Consider the following 18,892-nt stretch of genomic DNA (forward strand, 5'->3'; position numbering starts at 1 on the left):
AGCGCGTTCGCGCACGCGGCCGCCAGGCCGGCCGCCGCCCGCAGCATCCGGCCGCCGCCGGTGCCGCGCCCTGGGCCTGCTGCTCCTGCCGGTCACCGCGGCCTGGACCGCGGCCTGCGCCGGCCCCGCCCCGGCGCCGGCCCCGGAACCCGACCGCTCCCGGCCGCTGATCGTCGCCAGCGACGCCGACCTCACCGCCGGCGGGCAACCCGGCGTCCGCCGCGCCCTGATCGCCGAGTGGAACCGGCGCCACCCGGACCGGCCCGCCCGGCTGGTCGAGCTCCCCTCCGCCTCGGACGAGCAGCGCAGCGAACTGATCGGCGCCTTCCAGTCCGGCACCGCCGCGTACGACGTGGTCAACCTCGACATCAGCTGGATCCCCGAGTTCGCCGACAGCGGGCTGCTGCGTCCGCTCGACCCCGCCCTCGTCGACGGCGACTTCCTGCGCCAGGCCGCGGACGCCGGCCGCTGGAAGGGCCGCACCTACGCGGTGCCCTTCAACACCGATGTCGGCCTGCTCTACTACCGCACCGACGACCTCGCCAAGGCCGGCCGCCGTCCCGCCGACCTGCGCGGCTACGCCAAGATCGGCGACCTGCTCGCCGACGTCCGCCCGCTCGGCCACCCCGCCTACACCACCCAGTTGCGCGCGTACGAGGGCCTGACGGTCAACACCCTGGAGACCTTCTGGACCGCCGGCGTCGAACTCGTCGACGGCGACGGCCGCTACACCGGCACCGAGGACGGGCTGCGCGAGGGGCTGGACGAGCTCGGCCGGCTGGGCGCGGCCAACAACCTCAACCCGGAGTCCCTGGAGGCCGACGAGTCCGTCACCCTCGCCCAGTTCACCGAGGGGCAGAGCGTGCTGATGCGCAACTGGCCGTACGCCTACAACCGGCTCGACGCCGCCCTCGCCCCCGGCGTCCGCTTCGGCGTGGCCCGGCTCCCCGGCGTCGCCGCCCTCGGGGGGCAGAGCCTGGGCGTCGCGGCCACCAGTGACCGCCCCGGTGACGCCGCGGACCTGATCCGCTTCCTGACCGGACCCGACGCCCAACATGCCCTGCTCAGAGCGGGTTTCGCCCCGGCGCGGCAATCAGCATACGGAGCCGGGGATGTCAACTGTGACGATCCTCACGACCCCCGCGCCTGGTTCTACGACCGCCCCGCGGGCCGCGGCTCGGAGCCCTCGCCCTCGCCGTCCGCCGCGACCCCCGGTTACACGACCCTGCTGTGGTGCGCGCTGCAGGCCGCCAGGGCCCGTCCGGCGACCGCGCACTACGTCACCTTCACCCGGGTCCTGCAGCGTGAGGTGCACGGAATGCTCGCGGCGCACCGCTCCGCCGACGCCTCGGCGGAGCGGCTCGACGCCCGTCTGGGACGCGCGCTCGGCGGCCGCGGTCCGGGGTGACCATCACTCCTCGTGAGCGCGGCACTCCCTTCCGCATAACGACTGATGCACACTCACATTTCCCGTAGGTCACGGCAGTCACGGCCCAATGTCCCGTTCTGTCCTGTCCATCCCCATAGATTCCCGTCATGAACTCGCTTGAGTGGCTTGGAATTGGCGGGCGCCTCTATTAACGTTCGATAACGCAGCGCGGTCGTCCCTCCGCCGACAGGGCGGCGCCGTGCGCTTGCCGAATCCCGTGCGCGGGAACCGGGGAACCACTTCCTGGGGTGAATCGGGGGCCCTCCGCGGTCCTCGTAGGAGACCTTCCTGCTCCGAACCCGTCAGCTAACCCGGTAGGCGAGAAGGAAGGAAAGGAGTGCGCCCGCGTGGCGTCGAACGAGCCTGCCCTGATACCCGGACAGCAACAGGGGTCCGTATCCGCGTACCCCGAGTGGGACACCGCCGAGTGGAACATGGCCGCCGGGTGGAATCCCCCGGCTGCCGAGCAGGCACCGCCGACGAAGAACGCGATCGACGGCTGGGACACCGGCCAGTGGAACATGGCCGCCGGCTGGCTCGACGCGGCCGCCGCCGCGCAGACCACTCCCCAGGACACCGCCGCCGCGGAGCACGAGGCCGCCGGGCACGAGGCGTACGAGGCCGCTGACACCGCCCCCGCCCCCACCAGCCCGCGCCACGAGGACATCCAGGCCTTCGACGCCTTCGGTGCCTTCGGGAGCACCACGGACGCCGAGGACGTCGCAGACGTCGAGGCCGCGCCCTACGAGGGTCCGCAGGCCGAGCCCTGGAACCCCACCGAGGAGTCCACCGGCCCCGTGCGCGGCCGGCACCGCGTCGCCAAGCAGCGCTCCCTGGGCCGCGGTTCCGCGGTCTTCGGGGTCGCGGCCGTGGCCGTGCTGGGCGTCGGAGGGGTCGCCACCGCCGAGGGCAAGAACCCGCTCCCGGTCTCCCTCCCGCACCTGCCCGACGCGTCCCAACTGCCCGGCATCGGCGCCCTCGTCGACGGCGACAGCGCCCCCGAGGCCAAGCCCGTCGCCGAGGCCCTGAGCCCGGGCGCCGGCGAGGCGCTGCGCAACCGCATCCTCGACCAGGCCCAGCAGCAGCGGAACGCCGCCGACCGGGCCGCCAAGACCGCCGCACAGCAGGAGGCCGCGGCCAAGGCCGCCAAGTCCGCCGCGCAGGAACGGGTCCGCGCCGAGGCCGCCGCCAAGAAGAAGGCCGCGGCGGAGGCGGCGAAGAAGCTGGAGGCCGAGCGCCTGGCCGAGCTCGCCAAGAGCTTCGTCAAGCCGGTCTCCTCGTACACGCTGACCGCCGGCTTCGGCGAGTCCAGCTCGCTGTGGGCCAACACCCACACCGGCCAGGACTTCGCCGCCCCGACCGGCACCCCGGTCAAGGCCATCCACAGCGGCACCATCACCGAGGCGGGCTGGGCCGGTTCGTACGGCTACCGGATCATCCTGACCCTCGACGACGGCACCGAGCTCTGGTACTGCCACCTCTCCTCGATGATCGTCACCTCCGGCAAGGTCAACACCGGTGACACCATCGGCCGCGTCGGCGCCACCGGCAACGTCACCGGCCCGCACCTGCACCTCGAGGTGCGCCCCGGCGGCGGCGACCCGATCGGCCCGATGGGCTGGCTGCGCAGCAAGGGCCTCTCCGTCTGAGGCGGAGGGACGTCCGGCCGCGACCGGCGACGACCGGCCCCACGAACTCCGGCGGTCCTGGTGACACCCCCCGTCACCCAGGGCCGCCGGTCCGTTTCCGCGGGGTGTGACGGGACGCGGCGGGGCGCCGCGCGGCGCTACGGGACGACGAAGTTGTAGAGCTCCGAGATCCTCGGCGGTCCGCTCGGCTCCGGGAAACCGGACTCCTTGGCGGCCGGCATCATGATCTCCATGAAGGCCTCGAGGGCCTGCGCGGACTGCCAGACGTTCACCAGCCGCAGACCCTCGTTGGTGATCACGGCGGCATGGGAGAGCAGCCCGGAGGGAGGATGCTCGGGCCCGAACCCCGCGCGGTGGTTCGCCTCCTCGTACTGCAGGGCCGTCACACCGGGGAACTCGACCTCCGCCAGGACCGGCATGGGAACCTCCCGCCTCCCACCGACACGCCTACGCCCCAATTTCCTCCGGCTGCACCCCGGCCGCAATCCGGAACGCGGCCGGGGGCACGGTCAGAACAGCGCGATCCCGCGGTGAACGCGAGGTGAGCGCGTGGTCAGAGCGCCTCCAGCCGGACGTCCGCGGAGTCGCAGGCCGCCGTCTCGTCGGCGTAGACCTCGCACACAGGCCGTCCGTCGGGGGTCATCGTGTGCTCGACCTCCCAGAGGCTGATCTCCTCGCCGGTCTCCAGCAGGAAGGCGTGCTCGTACAGCGTCCAGCCGGCGACCCGGCCGGTGCCGATCCGGGTGTGCCGGCCGGTGACGTACGCGATGTCATGGCCCACCGCCGAACCCAGCCGGCTGCGCAGTTCCTCCCCCGGCACGTCCGTGTTCTCGGCACGCCGCAGCACCCGCCACGCGTGCTCGGCGGAATGGTCCTCCGTGTACTGCCGGGGCCCGGGCGTCAGGTCCATCGCCAGCTGCGGCAGCCGGGCCAGCCAGTCCGCCGCCTCCGCCTCCAGCTCCTCCGGGGAGGGCTCGCCGAAGCGCGCGTCGATCGTGTGCTGGGCGACGGCCAGCGCGTCCGGGTCGGAGTACACCTCGTACAGCGGTTCGCCGCTGCCGGGGCCGGTGTTGTGCTCGATCTCCCACAGCAGCTGCGTACTGCCGTCGGCCAGCAGGAACGTGTGCCGCAGCGTCCTGCGGCTCAGCCTGCGCGGCGGGCCCTTGCGCTGGCGGAAGGACGCCAGCTCCGTGCAGCCCATCAGCGCGGTCGCCAGCCGTCCCAGCACGCGGTCGTCGACGTCGAAGGCGTTCTGCGCCCTGGCCAGCACCACCTCGACGTCCGCCGGCCCCGCCCCACCTGGTCGCGCGTTCCCCATGCGGTCCTCCTGCTCACGGCATTCCCCGCGCACCATTGCGAGCACTCAGCGTAGTGGCATCGACGCGCTGCGCGTCGGGTCTCCCGGAAAAATGGTGCACCCCCACCCGTAGGAGGCGCGTAAGACGGGAAACGCACGCCCCCTGCTGCCACCATGCGCCCATGCGCGCACTCTTCGTAGGCCTCTGCACCCTCGATGTCATCACGCTCGTCGACCACGTCCCGGCCCCGAACGAGAAACTCACCGCCCGCACCCAGACCGTCGCCGCCGGCGGCCCCGCCACGGGCGCCGCCGCCACCTTCGCCCACCTCGGCGGTGAAGCCGTCCTGCTCACGGCCTTCGGCGGCCACCCCCTCGCCGGCGCGATCGAGGCCGACCTCGCGGCGCTCGGCGTCGACGTCATCAACCTCACCGCGGATTCCCCCGAACCCCCCGCGGTCTCCACGGTCCTGGTCACCGCGGCCACCGGCGACCGGGCCGTCGCCTCCACCAACGCGGCCTCGGGGAGCTCCGTCTCCCCGCCCGGAGACCTCTCCGTCCTCGTCGGCGACGCCGACGTCGTCCTCGTCGACGCCCACCACCCCGCGCTCGCCGTCCCTGCGGTCCGCCTCGCGCGCGCCGCCGGGGTCCCCGTCCTCCTGGACGCGGGCAGCTGGCGCCCCGCCACGCCCGCCCTGCTCCCCTACGTCGACGTCGCCGTGTGCTCCGCCGACTTCCACCCCCCGGGCACCTCCACCCCGGCCGAGGTCCTCGCCTTCCTCCGCGACGCCGGAGTCCGCTGGACCGCCGTCACCCGGGGCCCGTCCCCCATCCTCCGGCCCGACGGGCAGATCCCCGTCCCCGCGATCACCCCCGTCGTCGACACCCTCGGCGCCGGTGACGTCCTCCACGGCGCCCTCGCCCACCACCTCGCCGCCCACATCACGACCCGCCTCACCCCACCCGCCTTCGACGCGGCCCTCGCCTTCGCGGCGGACGTCGCCTCGCGCTCCTGCGGTTCGTTCGGCACCCGGGAGTGGATGCAGGCGTGAGCCATCCGTGCCAGGGGCTCAGGACCGCCCGCGGCTTCGTCCCGCGAACAGCGTGAACAGCACGACGCTCACCCCGAGCACGGCCCACCCCACGGCGGTCTCCGACAGCGAGGTCTGCGTCCGCTTCGGCAGCAGCGACAGGCACCCGAGCACGACGAACATCGCCCCCAGGTAGCTGAGCCCCGCCGTCAGCACCCACCGCATCAACCGGCCCGACCGCACGTTCGGCGACTTGTTGCCCATGGGGATCCCGCCCTGTTCCTCGACGATGCCGCGACACCCGGGGCCGCTCACGCCCGGCCCCTCCGCAGTGCTTCAACGCCCGCCCACCGTCCCCGACACGGGCGTACGAAGTCACGAATTCACGGGTGTTGCACACGGGGCTGGTGTGAATGGGCTAGCGGCAGCGGGTGCCCTGCCGCGGCCTCACCGCTCGCGCGACCTTGTTACCCAGAAGACGAGCGCGCTGATCGCCGTGCCGATCGCGAACACCAGCCAGCCGACCTCGGCATCGGAGAATGAGGCCTGCGTGGCGTCCGGGAGTAGAGCCAGGGCGACTGGTACGAAGATGGCCGCGACCATGTAACTCCCGACGAGTGTCAGCACGCTGCGAAGAATCCTGCTGCGCATCGCTGGCTGCATGCCATTGCTCATTCTGGCGCTCCGGTCTTGCTATTTGATGATGTTGTGACACTGCGTCCCGCGCTTGGCTCCGGCGGCGAAGAAGTCGGCGCACGCCTTTCCGTAGTGCTTCAACGTCCGTCGCGTCGTGTCGATGCGGCCCATCGAGCTCAGATCTGCGCAGCTCTGATGCACGGGGCCCTTGCTGACGAGGTACGTGCGGCCGTCGGTGTCCGAATACCGCCAGTCGATGTGCCAGTTGCACCAGCGACCGCCGGCTGTGTCACCGCCGAGGGTGTCCTGAATGGATGCCTCCTCCCGGGTGATGGTGCGTCCCGAACCTTGGATGAAATGGCCGATGGAGGTTGTCGGCAGGCACAGTTCGACGCCCTTGGCGTCGAAGCAGAAGCCGGTGACCTTCCCGTACCCCACGGCGCTCGCCGATGCGGGCGTCGAGAAGCTGATCACCGTGGCGACTGCCGTGGACGTCGCCAGGGCGACCTGCGACACGTAGCGCGTGACTGCGTTGGCTCGACCCATGGGATCCCTCCGATGCTCTTGATGTCGTGACGCACCAGGAACGGCGGATCCGATTCGGGCGATACGTGGTGTTGCGTGCCGGTGACACAAGGTCGCTCGGGGGAGTGGTGCAGGAACCTTTAAGCCACAGTTCTGCAACCGAGCACCGGTGGATGTGCCTGGTCGGCGGCCCGCTACCTGACCGGTCGGCCGGATACTCGTTCCGGCCGACCGGCCCAAGAGGCAGGGGAATTACTCGGCTGGTGCTGCCACAATCGGTTCGTCGGCGTGACGTGAGTTCCGTGCCCGGAATCGCACCAGGCGGCGGGTCGAGTCGGTCGCCGACCGGGGCGGAATCAGGGTGAAGGCCATGACCAGCTTCGCGGGGTCAGCGTGGCCGTCAGAGATGGCCGCGCGCACGTCACCATCTGTCGTGCCCTCGACGACGGGATAGACCAGCGCGACACCCGTGTCCGGTCCGACATGCGCATCCCCGATGACGATGGGAGCAGTGTCCGCATTCCCTGCCGCATCGATCAGCCGTTGTGCGGCCGTGCGATGTTCCACGCTCGCGATGCGACCAAAAGACGGCTTTCCTGGCTGTCGGCTGCGTCGGACCAGCGACAAGGGTGTGGAGCCAAGAACCGAGGCTTCCATGCGATTGGCCTGGGTGAGCTGGGGGGCGATCAGCAGCCAGTCGTCGACCTTGGCGAGCGTCCCGTCGAGCTGTGCCAGGTACTGCAGGTGCGGCTGGAAGATTCCCGGGCGCTCCCACTCCAGCGAACTGAGCACGGAGATGAGTTCCGAGTGCGTGACGCACGCCGTCAGAGCCGAGAACGTCCGGGTGAGCCCGCTGCTGCCGTCCGGCGGATTGGTGAAATCCGCGGCTTGTCCGGAGAACGTGCTGAGCAGAGGCTGCCACCGCTCCGTGTTGCGCCGCAGCGCAGCCGCATCCACGGGATACGCCGCGGGCTCGACCGGCTTGCCGGGCGAGCGCACTTCGACCAGTTCGGCGTTGAACATCTTGTTGCGCGCGGAAGGCTTGACCCACGAGAGGTGCTGGGCGACCAAAGGCGGCACCTGGGCAGGCGTGACCTGGGGTTTCCCGTCCACGAGGACGGAGTACTGCGTGAGCTGCTGCCGGAAGAGCTCCTCGTCGCGGCAGATTGCCTCAAAGGCCTCGTACAGATCCGCGGACGAGGTCTTCGTCAGAGCCTCCTCGCGCCCGATGTAGAGACGCACAAGATCCCGGTAGCCGGGCCGGAACCCGAACCACCGCCCCATCTGCATGAGGGTGTCCGCCTGTCGTGTGGTGCGGCGGTAGTACGTGATGGTCAGCCCTTCCACGGTGAAACCGCGGGACAGCTTGGTGCCGCCGACGAGGATCTTCCAGACGTTCGGCGTCCGGTCGAAATCGAGGTCGATCTGCTCGAAGTCCCGGTCGGAGTCTCCGTTGACGACGACGACGGGATTCCCACCCTTTGCTATGAGCTGCCGGGCACGGCTGATGAAGGGCCGGAGTTCGTCGTACGACGCCGGGTTCGGCAGACCGTCGGCCCTGGCGGCCGAAACAGGGGCGAAATCGCGCGCCCACAGGTCAGCGATACGTGCGTGACCCTCACTCGAGGAGTAGCCGGCCGCGTGCCACATCGAGTTGATGCGCTGCGCGAGGGCTGCGTGCTCGGCCATCCTGACCGATTCGTGGACCAGCATCGTGTGATGCCGGAAGGGCTTCTCAGCCACTCCCTGCGCGATCCGGAAGAGCTTGAGAGCGCCAGTGAGGACGAAGGCGTCCATGGCTTCCTGCAGGCGGTCGTCGGTGCCGTCATAGATACTGCGGACGTGCGCCTTCTCCTGGGAGTTGGCCACGGTGCGCTCATCGGGCCCAAGCGGGGAGTCCAGGTCGTGGAAGTCCTGGACTCCCATGTAGCCGTCGGGCCGGGGCAGCGAAATCAGGAAGTCGCTGGGGAAGACGTCCTCCGCGTCGCCCGGGTCGACGAAGACGTTCGCGAACGGCGTGGCGGTGTAGCCGATGTACTGGCCGCGCGGGAGGAGGCTCAGCAGCTGAGAGATCAGGCCGTTGATGGCCGTGCGCTCGGTCGCACCCTGCTCCCACTGCTTCGGGTTCGACGTGTTCACGGAAGCCTGGTCGGATTCGTCGTCGATGATGAGAGCAGGCAGCTCACCAAGGATGCCGTGGATCTGTTTGAGGTCCTTCACCAGCTTCGTCAGGACGCTCTTGTTCTTCTTGACGACCATCACGCGCGCTGCCGCACGGTGCAGGTTGACGGGGTCGCAGAGCGGCAGTGTTGGCTCGCGCTTCTCGAATTCCAGGGCCCGGATCCCCTGCGCGAGGCTCTTGTAATCGTTGTCACGGGTGGTGAGGCGTTCGATGTCGAAAGCCCGGAGGGCGGACGGCCGGTCACCGTGGCGGACGAAGTCGGGCCAGTCGTCGTCGTCGCCGGCGTAATCGATGCCTACGAGCGAGTCAGGGTCTTCGGGGTCAGCTCCGCGGAGGATGTTCTCCTGGCCTATCAGCTCCATGTCGAGACGGCGCTGGGTCTGGGCGCGCAGGAGGTTGAGCGTGCCGCCTAGCACGATGACGAGACGGTAACCAGCGTCGATGGCCTTTGCCGTGACCCCGGTGAAGTTGGCCGTCTTGCCTGACTGGACGTATCCCACCACAAGACCCTTGGCCTGGCGCACGGCGGTCTGCTCAGGGTCGGAGAGCCTCTCCACGACCGCCCGGCTCGCCTCGTCGAGGCTTGCGATCGCCGTCTCGGACCAGCCCTTTTCGCGGAGTTTCCGTTCGTAGGCCTTCCAGTAGAAGGAACGCGCCGCTGCCCGCTCGGAGCCGTACCAGGGGGTGTGCTCGCGGGCGATGACGGTCACCGGTGCGACGTGCGCCACGGGTACGGCTGCGCTGAGCGCCTCGCGCAGATCGTCACCGAGGTGCAGGCGGTCGTACACAGCGCTGCGGCGTTCATCCGTACGGGCTTCGGTGCCGGGGGACCATCGCGGCTGTTCCTCGAAGTCCCAGTTGGTCAGAGCGCGGGCCCACAGTGCTGTCAGAGCCCCGCCTTCGGCTTCATCGACCGCGAGGCGTGCGCAGAAGGCAGCCTCGCTGAGGTCGGCGTCGGGGAAGTCCTCATCGGCGGCGAGTGCCGCCCATTTCTCGAAATGCCGTGGACTGGCTGTCATCCCTGCGAGTGCCGAGGTATGGACTTCAAGCAGTGCGTCGCTCAATGGGGTTCCTCAGGTGTGCGCGGCCGACGGGGCCGCTGGTGGCGTGGTCAGGAGATCGTGCGGGCGCGGCGCTCACGCTGTGCGAGTACGGAGGCCAGCAGGATGCTGTTCCAGTACTCGATACGGTCGGCGCGCTTCTTCTCCCAGCGGCCCAGCCCGAAGGAGTCCTGGAGGAGCAGGTAGATCAGCGTCTTGGTGACCGGTGCGTCGTTCGACCCGCCGCGCTTGCCGTCGTTGAAGTCATCCCTGAAAGCCTTGTTGAGGAGGATCGCGTGACCGTCGCGGTCCAGGTCGAAGAAGCGGTCGTCGGGGAGCGTGACCCACTCGATGCGGATCGGTTCTTCACCGCCCTTCACAGGCAGCTCCTCAGCCACCGCGCGCTTTACCTTCGGGTCGACGCCCTTGCCTGGGGGTATCACGGAGGGACGTTCGATGACCGCTCGTGACGCGCCTTCGCGATAGGCGTCCTCCGCGTCGGCGAGATAAGCGGAAAAGGAAGCTCCATCGTCGTCGGTGGCCTTTTCGACGCCCCGGGTGAAGGCGGGGGTGACCTCGACCCCCTCCTTCTTCACGGTCAGGCTGAACACCTCGTTCGCAGTGGCCGGCAGGTCTACCGCGATCCTGGCGAGGACGAGATGGCCCTCGGGGCTGCGAAGGTTGCTCCACCCGCCGGCCTGCACGAGCCGGTCGTTCCGGTAGAAGTAGAAGCCTTGCCGTTCGAGGAGCGAGCCGATCTGGCGGAACCCCGCCTGCTTCGACTTGGCGGGCCAGATGTGTGCCTGCAGCCCGACCTCACCCACGCCTTCGACTTCGGCTGTGAACGTCCTGGGATAGCCGGCCTTGCCGGGCACCTTGTACGCGAACGGGTCGAGGGGGTCGACACTGATGTGATCCGTCTCCTCCCCGGTTTCCACGTCCCAGACGGCTATGTCGAGGTTGAGTCCGTTGGTCAGGAAACGGTGCAGGTGGAGTCCGAGGTGCGTCTCCAGGCGGGATATGGCCTCCGACAGGAACTGGTCGCTCTGTCCGCGGGCTACGGTCTCGAAGGCACGTACCCGGTCCCAGCGCACGATAGTTCCGTGCCACTCGATGAGCCCGTCGTACACGTCGATCTGCTGCTGTGCGAACTGCGGATCAACGGTGTCGCAGCGGAAGCCGTCCTCGATGCCCTCGGCGGTGAGCTTCCGGCCAGCTGCGCGGCTGCGCTTGGTGCGGCTGATCACCGTGAGGGAGCGGGCGTGCGAGAGTGAAGCAGCCTTGAGCCCGGTGCCGTACATGCCGAGCGCCTGTCCGCCGTATTCACGGCGGCGGCCTACGGTCATGGCGTCGTCGAGCTCCTGGTCGCCCATGCCGTGGCCGTTGTCGAGGACGAGCAGCGACACGATGCGTTCACTGTCACGCAGGAAGTGCACGACGACCGACTCCGCGCCTGAATCGATGGAGTTGTCGACCAGGTCCGCGACGGCCGCTTCGAAGCCGTAGCCCTGATTGGTCAGGGCCTTCGCGTACCCCGCGTCCGGTGGAAGACGGGTGCTGCCGTTTGTAGGGACGTCGTACTGCCAGCTGGCGGACAGTGCGGGAGAAGATGACATGTGCTCGTGGTTCCTCAAACAGAGCAGGCGGCATGGCGGGCCGGGATGCCCAGCCCGATGACTTCGGTAGTCAATGATGAAGATATTGCGAAGACCGCGCACAGGGGGTCTTCTGTACCGAACCCGGCGCTCCTGTCCTGTCGACTGGGCTTTCAGGGCATGCCTGGACGCCTGAAGTGGGCCCCTGCCTTACGGCGCTGGCTGTCCGTGCGCTCCGCTGACCTTCTTGATTTCGTCGCGCAAGGCTTCCGGGGAGCGCCATGATTCACCGGGACGGCTCCTGTGGCACATGCGGTGGCAGTTGGCGCAGAGCAGGGCCAGGTCGCCGAGTGACGTCTCTCGCGTGCCGGACGCGTGGAGCGGCACGACGTGGTGGACTTCGATGTAGCCCTCACCCAGAGTCCCGTAGAAGCTCGCGAAGTGAAACGAACACACTTCGCATGCCAAGAGGTGTCCGCGGCGCAGGGTTTGCTCGATCTTGAGTCGCCGGAGCTTAGGATCCCGCTCCCGGGCCAGGTGCCGGCGGACCAGGAGTCTTCCTTCCGCTGCGGTGACGCCGTCGTCCTCGGTCTCGCCGGTCTGCGGCGGGAGGCGGTGCAGCTCACCGGAGGCGATGCCGGATTTGAGGGCGGCGGCGGCGGCAAGCATGATGTCCGGGCGCTCGGTGAATGCTGCGATCACTGCCTTGTCGAGCTGTCCGCCGCGAGTCGGTTTTCCTCTGTATGACTTGTGGTGAGTTGCCAGATCTGTCGACTTACGGCTGATGCTTCCAGTTGACCGGAACTCGGGGAGATGCCGTGCCGCAGCACCGTGAAGCGGCAGCGAACGAAGCAGGTCCGAGAGTTCGGAGGTGCGTAGGTCCCGTTCCCTCAGTTCCCGCCAGCCGTTCTCCACGACGGCGGCGCAGGTGAGCATCAGTTCATCCCAGACCCATGCCGGACTTCGCATGGGTCATATCGTATGGGTGCCCGGTGGGACTCAGGGGTGGTCAGAGCACTCTGGTGTGTGCCGCACACTTAGTGGGTCGGCATTGTCAGTGGGGTCTGTCACCCTCAGTGATGGCGGATTGCTGGGAAGGTCCGCCGCAGCCAGTCTGGAAGGAGGGTGCATGACCCGCACCATGTCCAATCTCACCTCGGTGGAGATCTGTGCCGGAGCCGGCGGACAGGCCGTCGGCCTCCACTACGCGGGGTTCCAGCATCTGGCGCTCATCGAGATCGATGACAACGCGTGCAAGACGCTTGAGCTCAACGTGAAGAGGATGGGCTGGGAGGGCTGCCAGGTCCTCCAGCAAGATGTCACGAAGTTTGACCCGCAGACCCTTGGCCTCGGGAAGGGGCAGCTCGACCTGCTGGCCGGGGGAGTGCCGTGCCCTCCCTTCTCTCTGGCCGGCAAGCAGTTGGGGCCCGATGATGAGCGCGATCTCTTCCCCACGATGCTCGATCTTGTGGACTTCCTGGAACCGAAGGCCGTAATGATCGAAAATGTCCGGGGTCTTCTGGAGCCACCGGCCAAGTTCCAGGATTACCGCGAGAACGTCATCATGAAGCGCCTCCAGGAGGCGGGGTACGAGATCTGCATGTGGGACGTCCTCGACTCCTGTGATTACGGCGTACCGCAACTGCGCCCACGGGCCATCCTCGTTGCCATGCGCCCGGGTTACGCAGAGCACTTCGTGCGCCCTGACCCGGAACAGATCGAGATGGTCACGGTGGGCAAGGCGCTGAAGGATTCCATGCGCGAGCGCTTCAAGGGCGAAGGGCGGCCGGGCTGGGAGGAGGCCTACGGCAGTTGGTACGACAGCGCCAGCAAGGGCATCGCACCAACCCTGGTCGGGGGTTCCAAGAAGCACGGGGGCGCCGACCTCGGCCCGAGCCGGGCGAAGGAGGCATGGAAGCAGCTCGGTGTGAATGGCCTGGGTGTGGCCAATGATCCGGAGAATTGTGTGGCCGAACGAGATCTCTACACCGATCGCGGCCCTATGCTCACCGTACGGCAGGCGGCGGTGATCCAGGGATTCCCTGAAGACTGGCAGTTCTTCGGCCGCAAGACTGCCGCCTATCGTCAGGTGGGCAACGCGTTTCCACCGCCTGTTGCCAAGGCTGTGGGTGAACAGATCAGGAAGGCACTCATCGAAGGAGTTCGGCGGGCGGCCCAGCCTCTAGGCGGTGCTCTGATTGATCCGGTGGATGCTGCCTCCGATTCCGGCTCACCGGAGCTTGCTGACAGTAGCAGCGATCTTGAGGGCGCACTCCTCGGGTGACTCGTGTTCCCAGAAGCGGAGCACGGTCCATCCGGCATTCGCGAGCTGCTCGTCGGTGTCTCTGTCACGAGCAACGTTCCTTGCCACCTTGTCCGACCAGTAGCCCGGGTTGGTTCGTGGGGGAACGTAATGTTCGGGGCAGCCGTGCCAGTAGCATCCGTCGATGAAGACGGCCACCTTCGCCGGGCGGAAGACCATGTCTGCCGTCCGGCGAAGCTGCGGCAGAGGCTTTGCCGCGACCCGGTACCTGAGCCCCAGCCCGTGGACGAGCCGGCGGACGAGCCACTCAGGTTTGGTGTCCCGGTTGCGGATGGCCTGCATGTTGCGGCGCCTCGCTGCCGAAGACGCCCAGGACCCGGCAGGAGGGGTCCACTCCTCGTCGTCTGGCACTGCAGATCTGCTCCCAACGCAACTTCTCGTCACGACTGCTGCCGACGGGACGGAGTCCCGGAGGGGAGGATACGGCGCTTGCGTCTGTCGCTTTCCCCCCAGTCTCCTGCCGCTCGGGGCTGGCTACTGCGTCATGCCCGCCCGGGGTTTCTGGATTGCCGCGCCCGCGGGATCACTGATGCGATTCGGACTGTCGGGTGTGTGCGGGGAGTGAGGGTGCTGGCTCTGCCGGGTCATCGCTGTCAGCGCAGACCCACTCCTTGCCATCGAGCATGGCGCGCGGGCGGTCTCCGTGGTGCTCGTGAGCCTGAGCCACCCGGACGCTGACGAACTCACCGTCCCGGGGAACTGGTATGCCCAGCTGAGTGGCGATCGCCTGGTGGTTTGCGTAGTCCCCGATGATCAGGATGCCGTCCTCGCGAAGTGCGGATCGCGAGCCGCCATTACCCCGGACTCGTTTCATATAGTCCTTCTGCTGTGCCACTGTGCGCACGACATTGCGGCTGATGCGCTGCTTCTGGGCGCGGCGGAAAAGCTCGTTGAGCCGCGACTGCCCTGACGCCGGGGTGAAAATGGCCTCACAGTCATGTTTGTCGAGGTGCAGCAAGACGTTGACGGGGAGCTGGGCGTTGTGCCACAGCCACGCAATCCTGGAGCGGTGCTCGGCCCGCAGCTGAAGTTTCAGGTCCCGGTTACCGCCGCGGGTCAGAATATCGGGATCTACTCGCAGGAGTCCGGCACTCCAGGTGCTCTTGTAGTCGTCTGCCCAGACGAGCAGGCACAGATGGCCGAGACATTCAGGCGGAAGCATCCAGCCGCCGAAGGTCTGAGAGTACTTGCAGTCCACTTCGACGCCGCTGATGGAGTAATCCATGAGATCGCCATCGACGAATTTGAATTCCCTCTGCAAATTTATTTCGACGAGAGTTCCTGCGTGGGTTTTCTCCGTCTTGAAGAGCTGCCGCCAGGCGAATCGTCCGGTATGTTCGCCGTCGAGCAGCTGGTCGATGGTGTCGCGGAGCACCCCGGCGAAACGCGCACCGTCCGGGTCCTGCGAGGCCAGGTAGTCGTAGACGGCCATGAGGGCGGCATCGTCAAGGGCTGCTCGCGGGAGCGGCGGGCGAAAGAGCATCGATGCCACCTATGGGTGCTGAAGGCTTATCAGCCACGGGTCTCGTGCGGGCGATCACTCTACTCATCTCCCCGTTGCGAAGCAGTCGAGAGAGTGGCTGGAAGCGAAACGGAAGCCATCGAGCGTCGGGCTGCCGTCCCCACCTGCTGGGCGCAGCATGGCCCCATGAGACAGAGCGAGACGCCGGTCACGGACGGGTTCGAGCAGGCGATGGAGGCGTTGCGGAGGGCGCCGTACGGGGAGGTGGACGAGGCGCTGTGGGAGGTGGAGGGGAGCGTGTTGCGGGAGGCGCGGGGGCATCTGGAGGCGTGGGAGCGGGTGGTGCGGGGGCTGGAGGCGGGGCGGGGGACCGCGCGGGGGGAACTGGTGTGCCGGGACGGGGTGGCGGGGCTGGTGCGGGGGCTGCCGGGGCCGGTGGCGGAGCTGTTCGGGGAGTCGCTGGGGGAGGTGGACGGCCGGTACATCGAGCTGACCGTGGAGGACACGGCCGCGCCGGGTGGCGGGGGCGGCTGGTGGTGGTGCCGGCGGCCGCGTGCCGGGTGGGCCTGACAGTGGGCGCGGGCACACTGGAGCCATGTGCCGAAGCATCAAGACCCTGCGCCCGCCGATGACGCCCGAGGTCGGCGAAGAGGACATCCGGGCCGCGGCCCTGCAGTACGTGCGGAAGATCTCCGGGTTCCGTGCGCCGGCGGCGCACAACCGGGAGGCGTTCGAGGAGGCGGTGGACGCCGTGGCGGCGGCCACGCGCGAGTTGCTCGCCGGGATCCAGGTGCGGGGTCAGCGGACTTCGTAGCCCTGGCGGGTGGTTCCCCGCAGCGCCGTGACGCCGGGTGGCGATTCGGTGACGGTAGGTTATGGCCTGCTCGAACCAGTCCGCCGCTGCACTGAGGTGTGCCATGTCCGTTGTCCGTAGGGCCCTCGTCGTGACCGCTCTGACCGCCGTGCTGCTGGCCGGCGCCGTCCTGTGCCAGTCAGCGGAGTGACGCCGACGCCGTCTGGTGCAGACCGGGGATCGTCAGCCGGTGCGCGGTCAGCAGCTGGTTGTACGTCACGACCTGCGTGAAGAAGAGCGGGATGGGGATCGTCAGCCCGGGCGGCAGCGGGGGCGGCATGTCCGGGGTGAAGGTGACCGGGAGCAGGCCGAGGAGGTTGCCGCTGAGGACGCGGGTGAGCAGGACGACCGGGCGGCCGGTGGCGGTCGTGGTGCTCCAGGGCCGGGCGTCCGATTCGAGTTCGCCCTGGCAGGGGGCCCACGGCGGTGGCTCGGGGGAGACGTGCCCGACGCCGGGCAGCCCGATGTCCAGCAGCGGCAGGCCGAGCCCGGGAAGGCCGTGGAAGGGCGGGGTCCAGTCGCGGGCGTGCCGGCCGGCGCAGGCGGGGGAGAGCAGTCCCGCGGTCTGGCGCAGGCTCGCGATGTCGGCACGCCAGGCGGTGAAGACCAGGACGCGTTCGGCGCCGGCGCGGGTGGGGACGGCGGTGATGCCGTGGTACGTCAGCCCGGTCAGCACCAGCAGCGGGGTGCGCACGCGGAAGGGCTGCGCGGCGGTGATCACGCGGTCGCGGTAGCCGGCAGCGCCGATCGAGAGTTCCAGGGACACCTTCGGCAGGCACCAGGGGGACTCGGGGGTGCCCAGGCGGATGCGGGCGGGGAGCAGCGAGAGCGGTTCGTCCATGCCGCCGTCGGAGGGGCGGCGGGGGGCGATCAGGTCCAGCAGCGAGTCGGGGCCGATCCTGTTGCCGGACAGCAGGCCGGTGGGCGGCGTGCCCGCGGACGGCGCGGGGACCTCGGGCCGGGTACGGCGGACGGACCCGCCCGCGCGGGGTGCGGTCGGCGCGTACGGGGTGGCGCCCGGCCGCCGCGGCCCCGGTGCCTGCGACGACGGCCGCGACGAGGGCTGCTTGCCCCGCAGCCCCAGCAGGTCGCCCACCGCGCCGAGCAGTCCGCCCGACGGCTTCCCGTCCGACGGCTGCCGGGGGGCCGCGCGCTGGGCCGGCACGGAGCCCGGGCCGCCGCCCTTGGGGGTGCCGCCGGGCGACATGTCGAGCGAGCCGCGGACCGGGAGCGGGGCCTGCGCCTCGACGCCGACGTGGAGTCCGCCCGAAGCCCGGTTCCTGGTCTTGCCCGTGGCGGCACCGGTGCCGTGCACGGTGGGGTTGCGGGCGTGGTAGAGGCCGTCCAGTACGTCGCACACGGCCTCGCCCGCGCTGCGGTAGCCCTCGGCGGACTTCGCGGTGCCGTCGCCCTTGGAGGCGCCGGCGTCGTGCGCCATTGCCATCGGCGCCATCGGCTGCAGTCCGCCGGCCAGCAGTGCCCCGCCGACCGGGAGGACGCCGATGGCCCGCAGCCGCACGGCCCGGGAGCGGACGGCCTGGCGGACCGCCGTGCTGCAGGCGGTGCCGCCGCTCGGTCCCGAGGCCGTGGGCGGCGCCGGCTCCGTACCGCCCGCGGGGGCGGCCGGCGGGGCCACCGGGGCCGGGGCGCCGTCGGGCGTGCCGCCCTGCGGTGTGCCCGTGCCGGGCCCGGTGGTGCCGCCGCGTCCGCCGCCGCCCCAGTCGGGAACGGGCCGGGGGCGTCTGCCGCGTCCGCCGTCGCCGTCCCCGTCCGGCACCCAGCTGACGGCCATGGCCCCGCCGATGACACCCAGCAGGAAACCGATCAGGAACCCGCCGAAGTTGGACAGCACCAGCGAGGCGACGGAGAAGACCAGGGTCGCGATGCCGGCGAAGGCGCGGTGGTGCGGGGCGAGCCACAGGGTGAGGCCCAGCACGACCAGGAAGACGCCCATGAGCAGGCCGGAGACACCGGCGATGCCCTCGTGGATCAGGAGTGAGAGCGGGGCCAGCGGGATGGAGAGGATCTCCACCCCGGCGAGCAGGGTCCAGACGCCGGCCCAGAAGGGACGGCTGCGGCGCCAGGCGCGGAAGCGGGACCGGAGGGCTCCGGCGCGGCTCAGCATGCGGGTCACGGTGGCCCCTCCTAGAAGCAGGAGTGGTCGCCGCGCAGCACCTGCACGTGCAGGTCCGGCAGCCGGAACGTGGCCGCGCTGACCGACCGGTTCGTCTGCCGCAGGTCGCGGACGCGGATGGTCGTGGCCTGCTGCGCGAAGGCCCCGGCCGGGCCCCGGACGCCGGGGACCTGGTCCACCGTCGAGGCGTCCTGGCCGATGTGGATGTTCTCGAAGACGGCGTCGCCCTTGATGTCGTGGGCGTCCGCGATGAGGCGGTCGGCGCTCGCCGGGTCCGCGGTCAGCCGCAGCGTGACCGGGCCGATGACCGGCACCGGCTGGACGACGGACTGGCACAGGTCGTGCAGGGTGGCCCGGCGGATGGCGGACAGCGCCTCCGGGTAGACCGCGTCACGGCCCCGGTCGAGGACGCCGAACTGCACGAAGCCGTCGCCCTCCAGGAGGGAGGAGGAGATCTGGAAGCTCTCTCCGGCGACGGTGAAGGAGTTGGCGGACACCCCGAAGGACGCGGCCAGCGCGCCCGTGGCCAGGCTCGCGACGACGGCGCCCGCGGCGGCGAAGGTCGGCACCATGACAAGGGCGAGCCGCTTCCAGCTGGTGCGGCCGGAGGCGGCGACGGCGGCCTGGGACGTGGCGGGCCGGGACCCGGTGGGCTCGGTGGTCAGCACATCCCGTCAACCGTGGGAAAGTCTGATCGGTCGCTCGGGGGCGGTACGCAATCACCCCGATGGTCGTA

The 18,892-nt window shown here is 69.6% G+C and carries 18 protein-coding genes and 1 riboswitch; of the genes, 6 read left to right on the forward strand and 12 right to left on the reverse strand.

The genetic code is table 11. From position 1 onward, the window contains the following. The first annotated feature begins 70 nt into the window (after positions 1-70). Positions 71-1,408 carry an extracellular solute-binding protein gene (locus tag ACFW3D_RS31220; protein ID WP_500509918.1) on the forward strand — a complete coding sequence of 446 codons (1,338 nt, stop codon included), beginning with the start codon at positions 71-73 and terminating at the stop codon, positions 1,406-1,408. Between the two features lie 217 nt (positions 1,409-1,625). Next, a riboswitch (cyclic di-AMP (ydaO/yuaA leader) is annotated at positions 1,626-1,765 on the forward strand. A 329-nt stretch (positions 1,766-2,094) separates the two neighbouring features. Then, complete coding sequence (locus ACFW3D_RS31225) at positions 2,095-3,078, forward strand: M23 family metallopeptidase (RefSeq protein WP_500509921.1); 984 nt, start codon at positions 2,095-2,097, stop codon at positions 3,076-3,078. Between the two features lie 137 nt (positions 3,079-3,215). Here ACFW3D_RS31225 and ACFW3D_RS31230 read toward each other — a convergent pair whose 3' ends face one another. Then, positions 3,216-3,497, reverse strand: a complete 282-nt coding sequence (locus tag ACFW3D_RS31230) for a hypothetical protein (RefSeq protein WP_500509813.1) — start codon at positions 3,495-3,497, stop codon at positions 3,216-3,218. Between the two features lie 134 nt (positions 3,498-3,631). Further along, complete coding sequence (locus ACFW3D_RS31235; protein ID WP_500509815.1) at positions 3,632-4,396, reverse strand: DUF6227 family protein; 765 nt, start codon at positions 4,394-4,396, stop codon at positions 3,632-3,634. A 161-nt stretch (positions 4,397-4,557) separates the two neighbouring features. On the opposite strand from ACFW3D_RS31235, the gene ACFW3D_RS31240 reads away from it, so the two are divergent. Next, positions 4,558-5,427, forward strand: coding sequence for a PfkB family carbohydrate kinase (locus ACFW3D_RS31240; RefSeq protein ID WP_500509818.1), 870 nt, complete (start codon positions 4,558-4,560; stop codon positions 5,425-5,427). 18 nt (positions 5,428-5,445) lie between these two features. Here the strand turns inward: ACFW3D_RS31240 and ACFW3D_RS31245 are convergent, their stop codons facing one another. The 6 genes from ACFW3D_RS31245 to ACFW3D_RS31270 all read right to left on the reverse strand — a co-directional run bounded on the left by ACFW3D_RS31245 (position 5,446) and on the right by ACFW3D_RS31270 (position 12,353). Next, entirely contained in the window at positions 5,446-5,721 is a 276-nt protein-coding gene (locus ACFW3D_RS31245) for a hypothetical protein (RefSeq protein ID WP_500509820.1), read from the reverse strand. A 132-nt stretch (positions 5,722-5,853) separates the two neighbouring features. Then, positions 5,854-6,081 carry a hypothetical protein gene (locus tag ACFW3D_RS31250; RefSeq protein WP_500509823.1) on the reverse strand — a complete coding sequence of 76 codons (228 nt, stop codon included), beginning with the start codon at positions 6,079-6,081 and terminating at the stop codon, positions 5,854-5,856. 18 nt (positions 6,082-6,099) lie between these two features. Then, positions 6,100-6,588 carry a hypothetical protein gene (locus ACFW3D_RS31255; RefSeq protein WP_500509825.1) on the reverse strand — a complete coding sequence of 163 codons (489 nt, stop codon included), beginning with the start codon at positions 6,586-6,588 and terminating at the stop codon, positions 6,100-6,102. A 231-nt stretch (positions 6,589-6,819) separates the two neighbouring features. Next, positions 6,820-9,813, reverse strand: a complete 2,994-nt coding sequence (locus tag ACFW3D_RS31260) for a Z1 domain-containing protein (protein WP_500509827.1) — start codon at positions 9,811-9,813, stop codon at positions 6,820-6,822. A gap of 47 nt (positions 9,814-9,860) precedes the next feature. Beyond that, positions 9,861-11,405: an ATP-binding protein gene (locus ACFW3D_RS31265; protein ID WP_500509923.1), complete on the reverse strand. Its 1,545-nt coding sequence runs from the start codon at positions 11,403-11,405 to the stop codon at positions 9,861-9,863. A 189-nt stretch (positions 11,406-11,594) separates the two neighbouring features. Next, on the reverse strand, positions 11,595-12,353 hold the full coding sequence (locus ACFW3D_RS31270; RefSeq protein ID WP_500509829.1) for an HNH endonuclease: 759 nt from the start codon (positions 12,351-12,353) through the stop codon (positions 11,595-11,597). Between the two features lie 160 nt (positions 12,354-12,513). On the opposite strand from ACFW3D_RS31270, the gene ACFW3D_RS31275 reads away from it, so the two are divergent. Beyond that, positions 12,514-13,668, forward strand: coding sequence for a DNA cytosine methyltransferase (locus ACFW3D_RS31275; RefSeq protein WP_500509831.1), 1,155 nt, complete (start codon positions 12,514-12,516; stop codon positions 13,666-13,668). On the opposite strand, the gene ACFW3D_RS31280 is transcribed toward ACFW3D_RS31275, so the two are convergent. Then, entirely contained in the window at positions 13,615-14,058 is a 444-nt protein-coding gene (locus ACFW3D_RS31280) for a very short patch repair endonuclease (protein WP_500509833.1), read from the reverse strand. The two genes, ACFW3D_RS31275 and ACFW3D_RS31280, sit on opposite strands and share 54 nt — an antisense overlap. A gap of 172 nt (positions 14,059-14,230) precedes the next feature. Continuing rightward, positions 14,231-15,139, reverse strand: a complete 909-nt coding sequence (locus tag ACFW3D_RS31285; RefSeq protein WP_500509836.1) for a NaeI family type II restriction endonuclease — start codon at positions 15,137-15,139, stop codon at positions 14,231-14,233. 216 nt (positions 15,140-15,355) lie between these two features. Between ACFW3D_RS31285 and ACFW3D_RS31290 the strand changes: the two genes are divergently transcribed. Together ACFW3D_RS31290 and ACFW3D_RS31295 are read left to right on the forward strand one after the other, a co-directional pair. Further along, a complete protein-coding gene (locus ACFW3D_RS31290) occupies positions 15,356-15,739 on the forward strand; it encodes a hypothetical protein (RefSeq protein WP_500509838.1) in 384 nt (127 codons plus the stop codon). Positions 15,740-15,764: 25 nt separating this feature from the next. After that, positions 15,765-15,983, forward strand: a complete 219-nt coding sequence (locus tag ACFW3D_RS31295) for a DUF2277 domain-containing protein (protein ID WP_499599676.1) — start codon at positions 15,765-15,767, stop codon at positions 15,981-15,983. A 178-nt stretch (positions 15,984-16,161) separates the two neighbouring features. Here the strand turns inward: ACFW3D_RS31295 and ACFW3D_RS31300 are convergent, their stop codons facing one another. Beyond that, positions 16,162-18,147 carry a DUF6114 domain-containing protein gene (locus tag ACFW3D_RS31300; RefSeq protein WP_500509926.1) on the reverse strand — a complete coding sequence of 662 codons (1,986 nt, stop codon included), beginning with the start codon at positions 18,145-18,147 and terminating at the stop codon, positions 16,162-16,164. 20 nt (positions 18,148-18,167) lie between these two features. Continuing rightward, positions 18,168-18,824: a DUF6230 family protein gene (locus ACFW3D_RS31305; RefSeq protein ID WP_500509840.1), complete on the reverse strand. Its 657-nt coding sequence runs from the start codon at positions 18,822-18,824 to the stop codon at positions 18,168-18,170. Between the last annotated feature and the right edge of the window lie 68 nt (positions 18,825-18,892).

The sequence above is a fragment of the Streptomyces sp. NPDC058864 genome (genome assembly GCF_042742985.1).
Classification (GTDB): Bacteria; Actinomycetota; Actinomycetes; order Streptomycetales; family Streptomycetaceae; genus Actinacidiphila.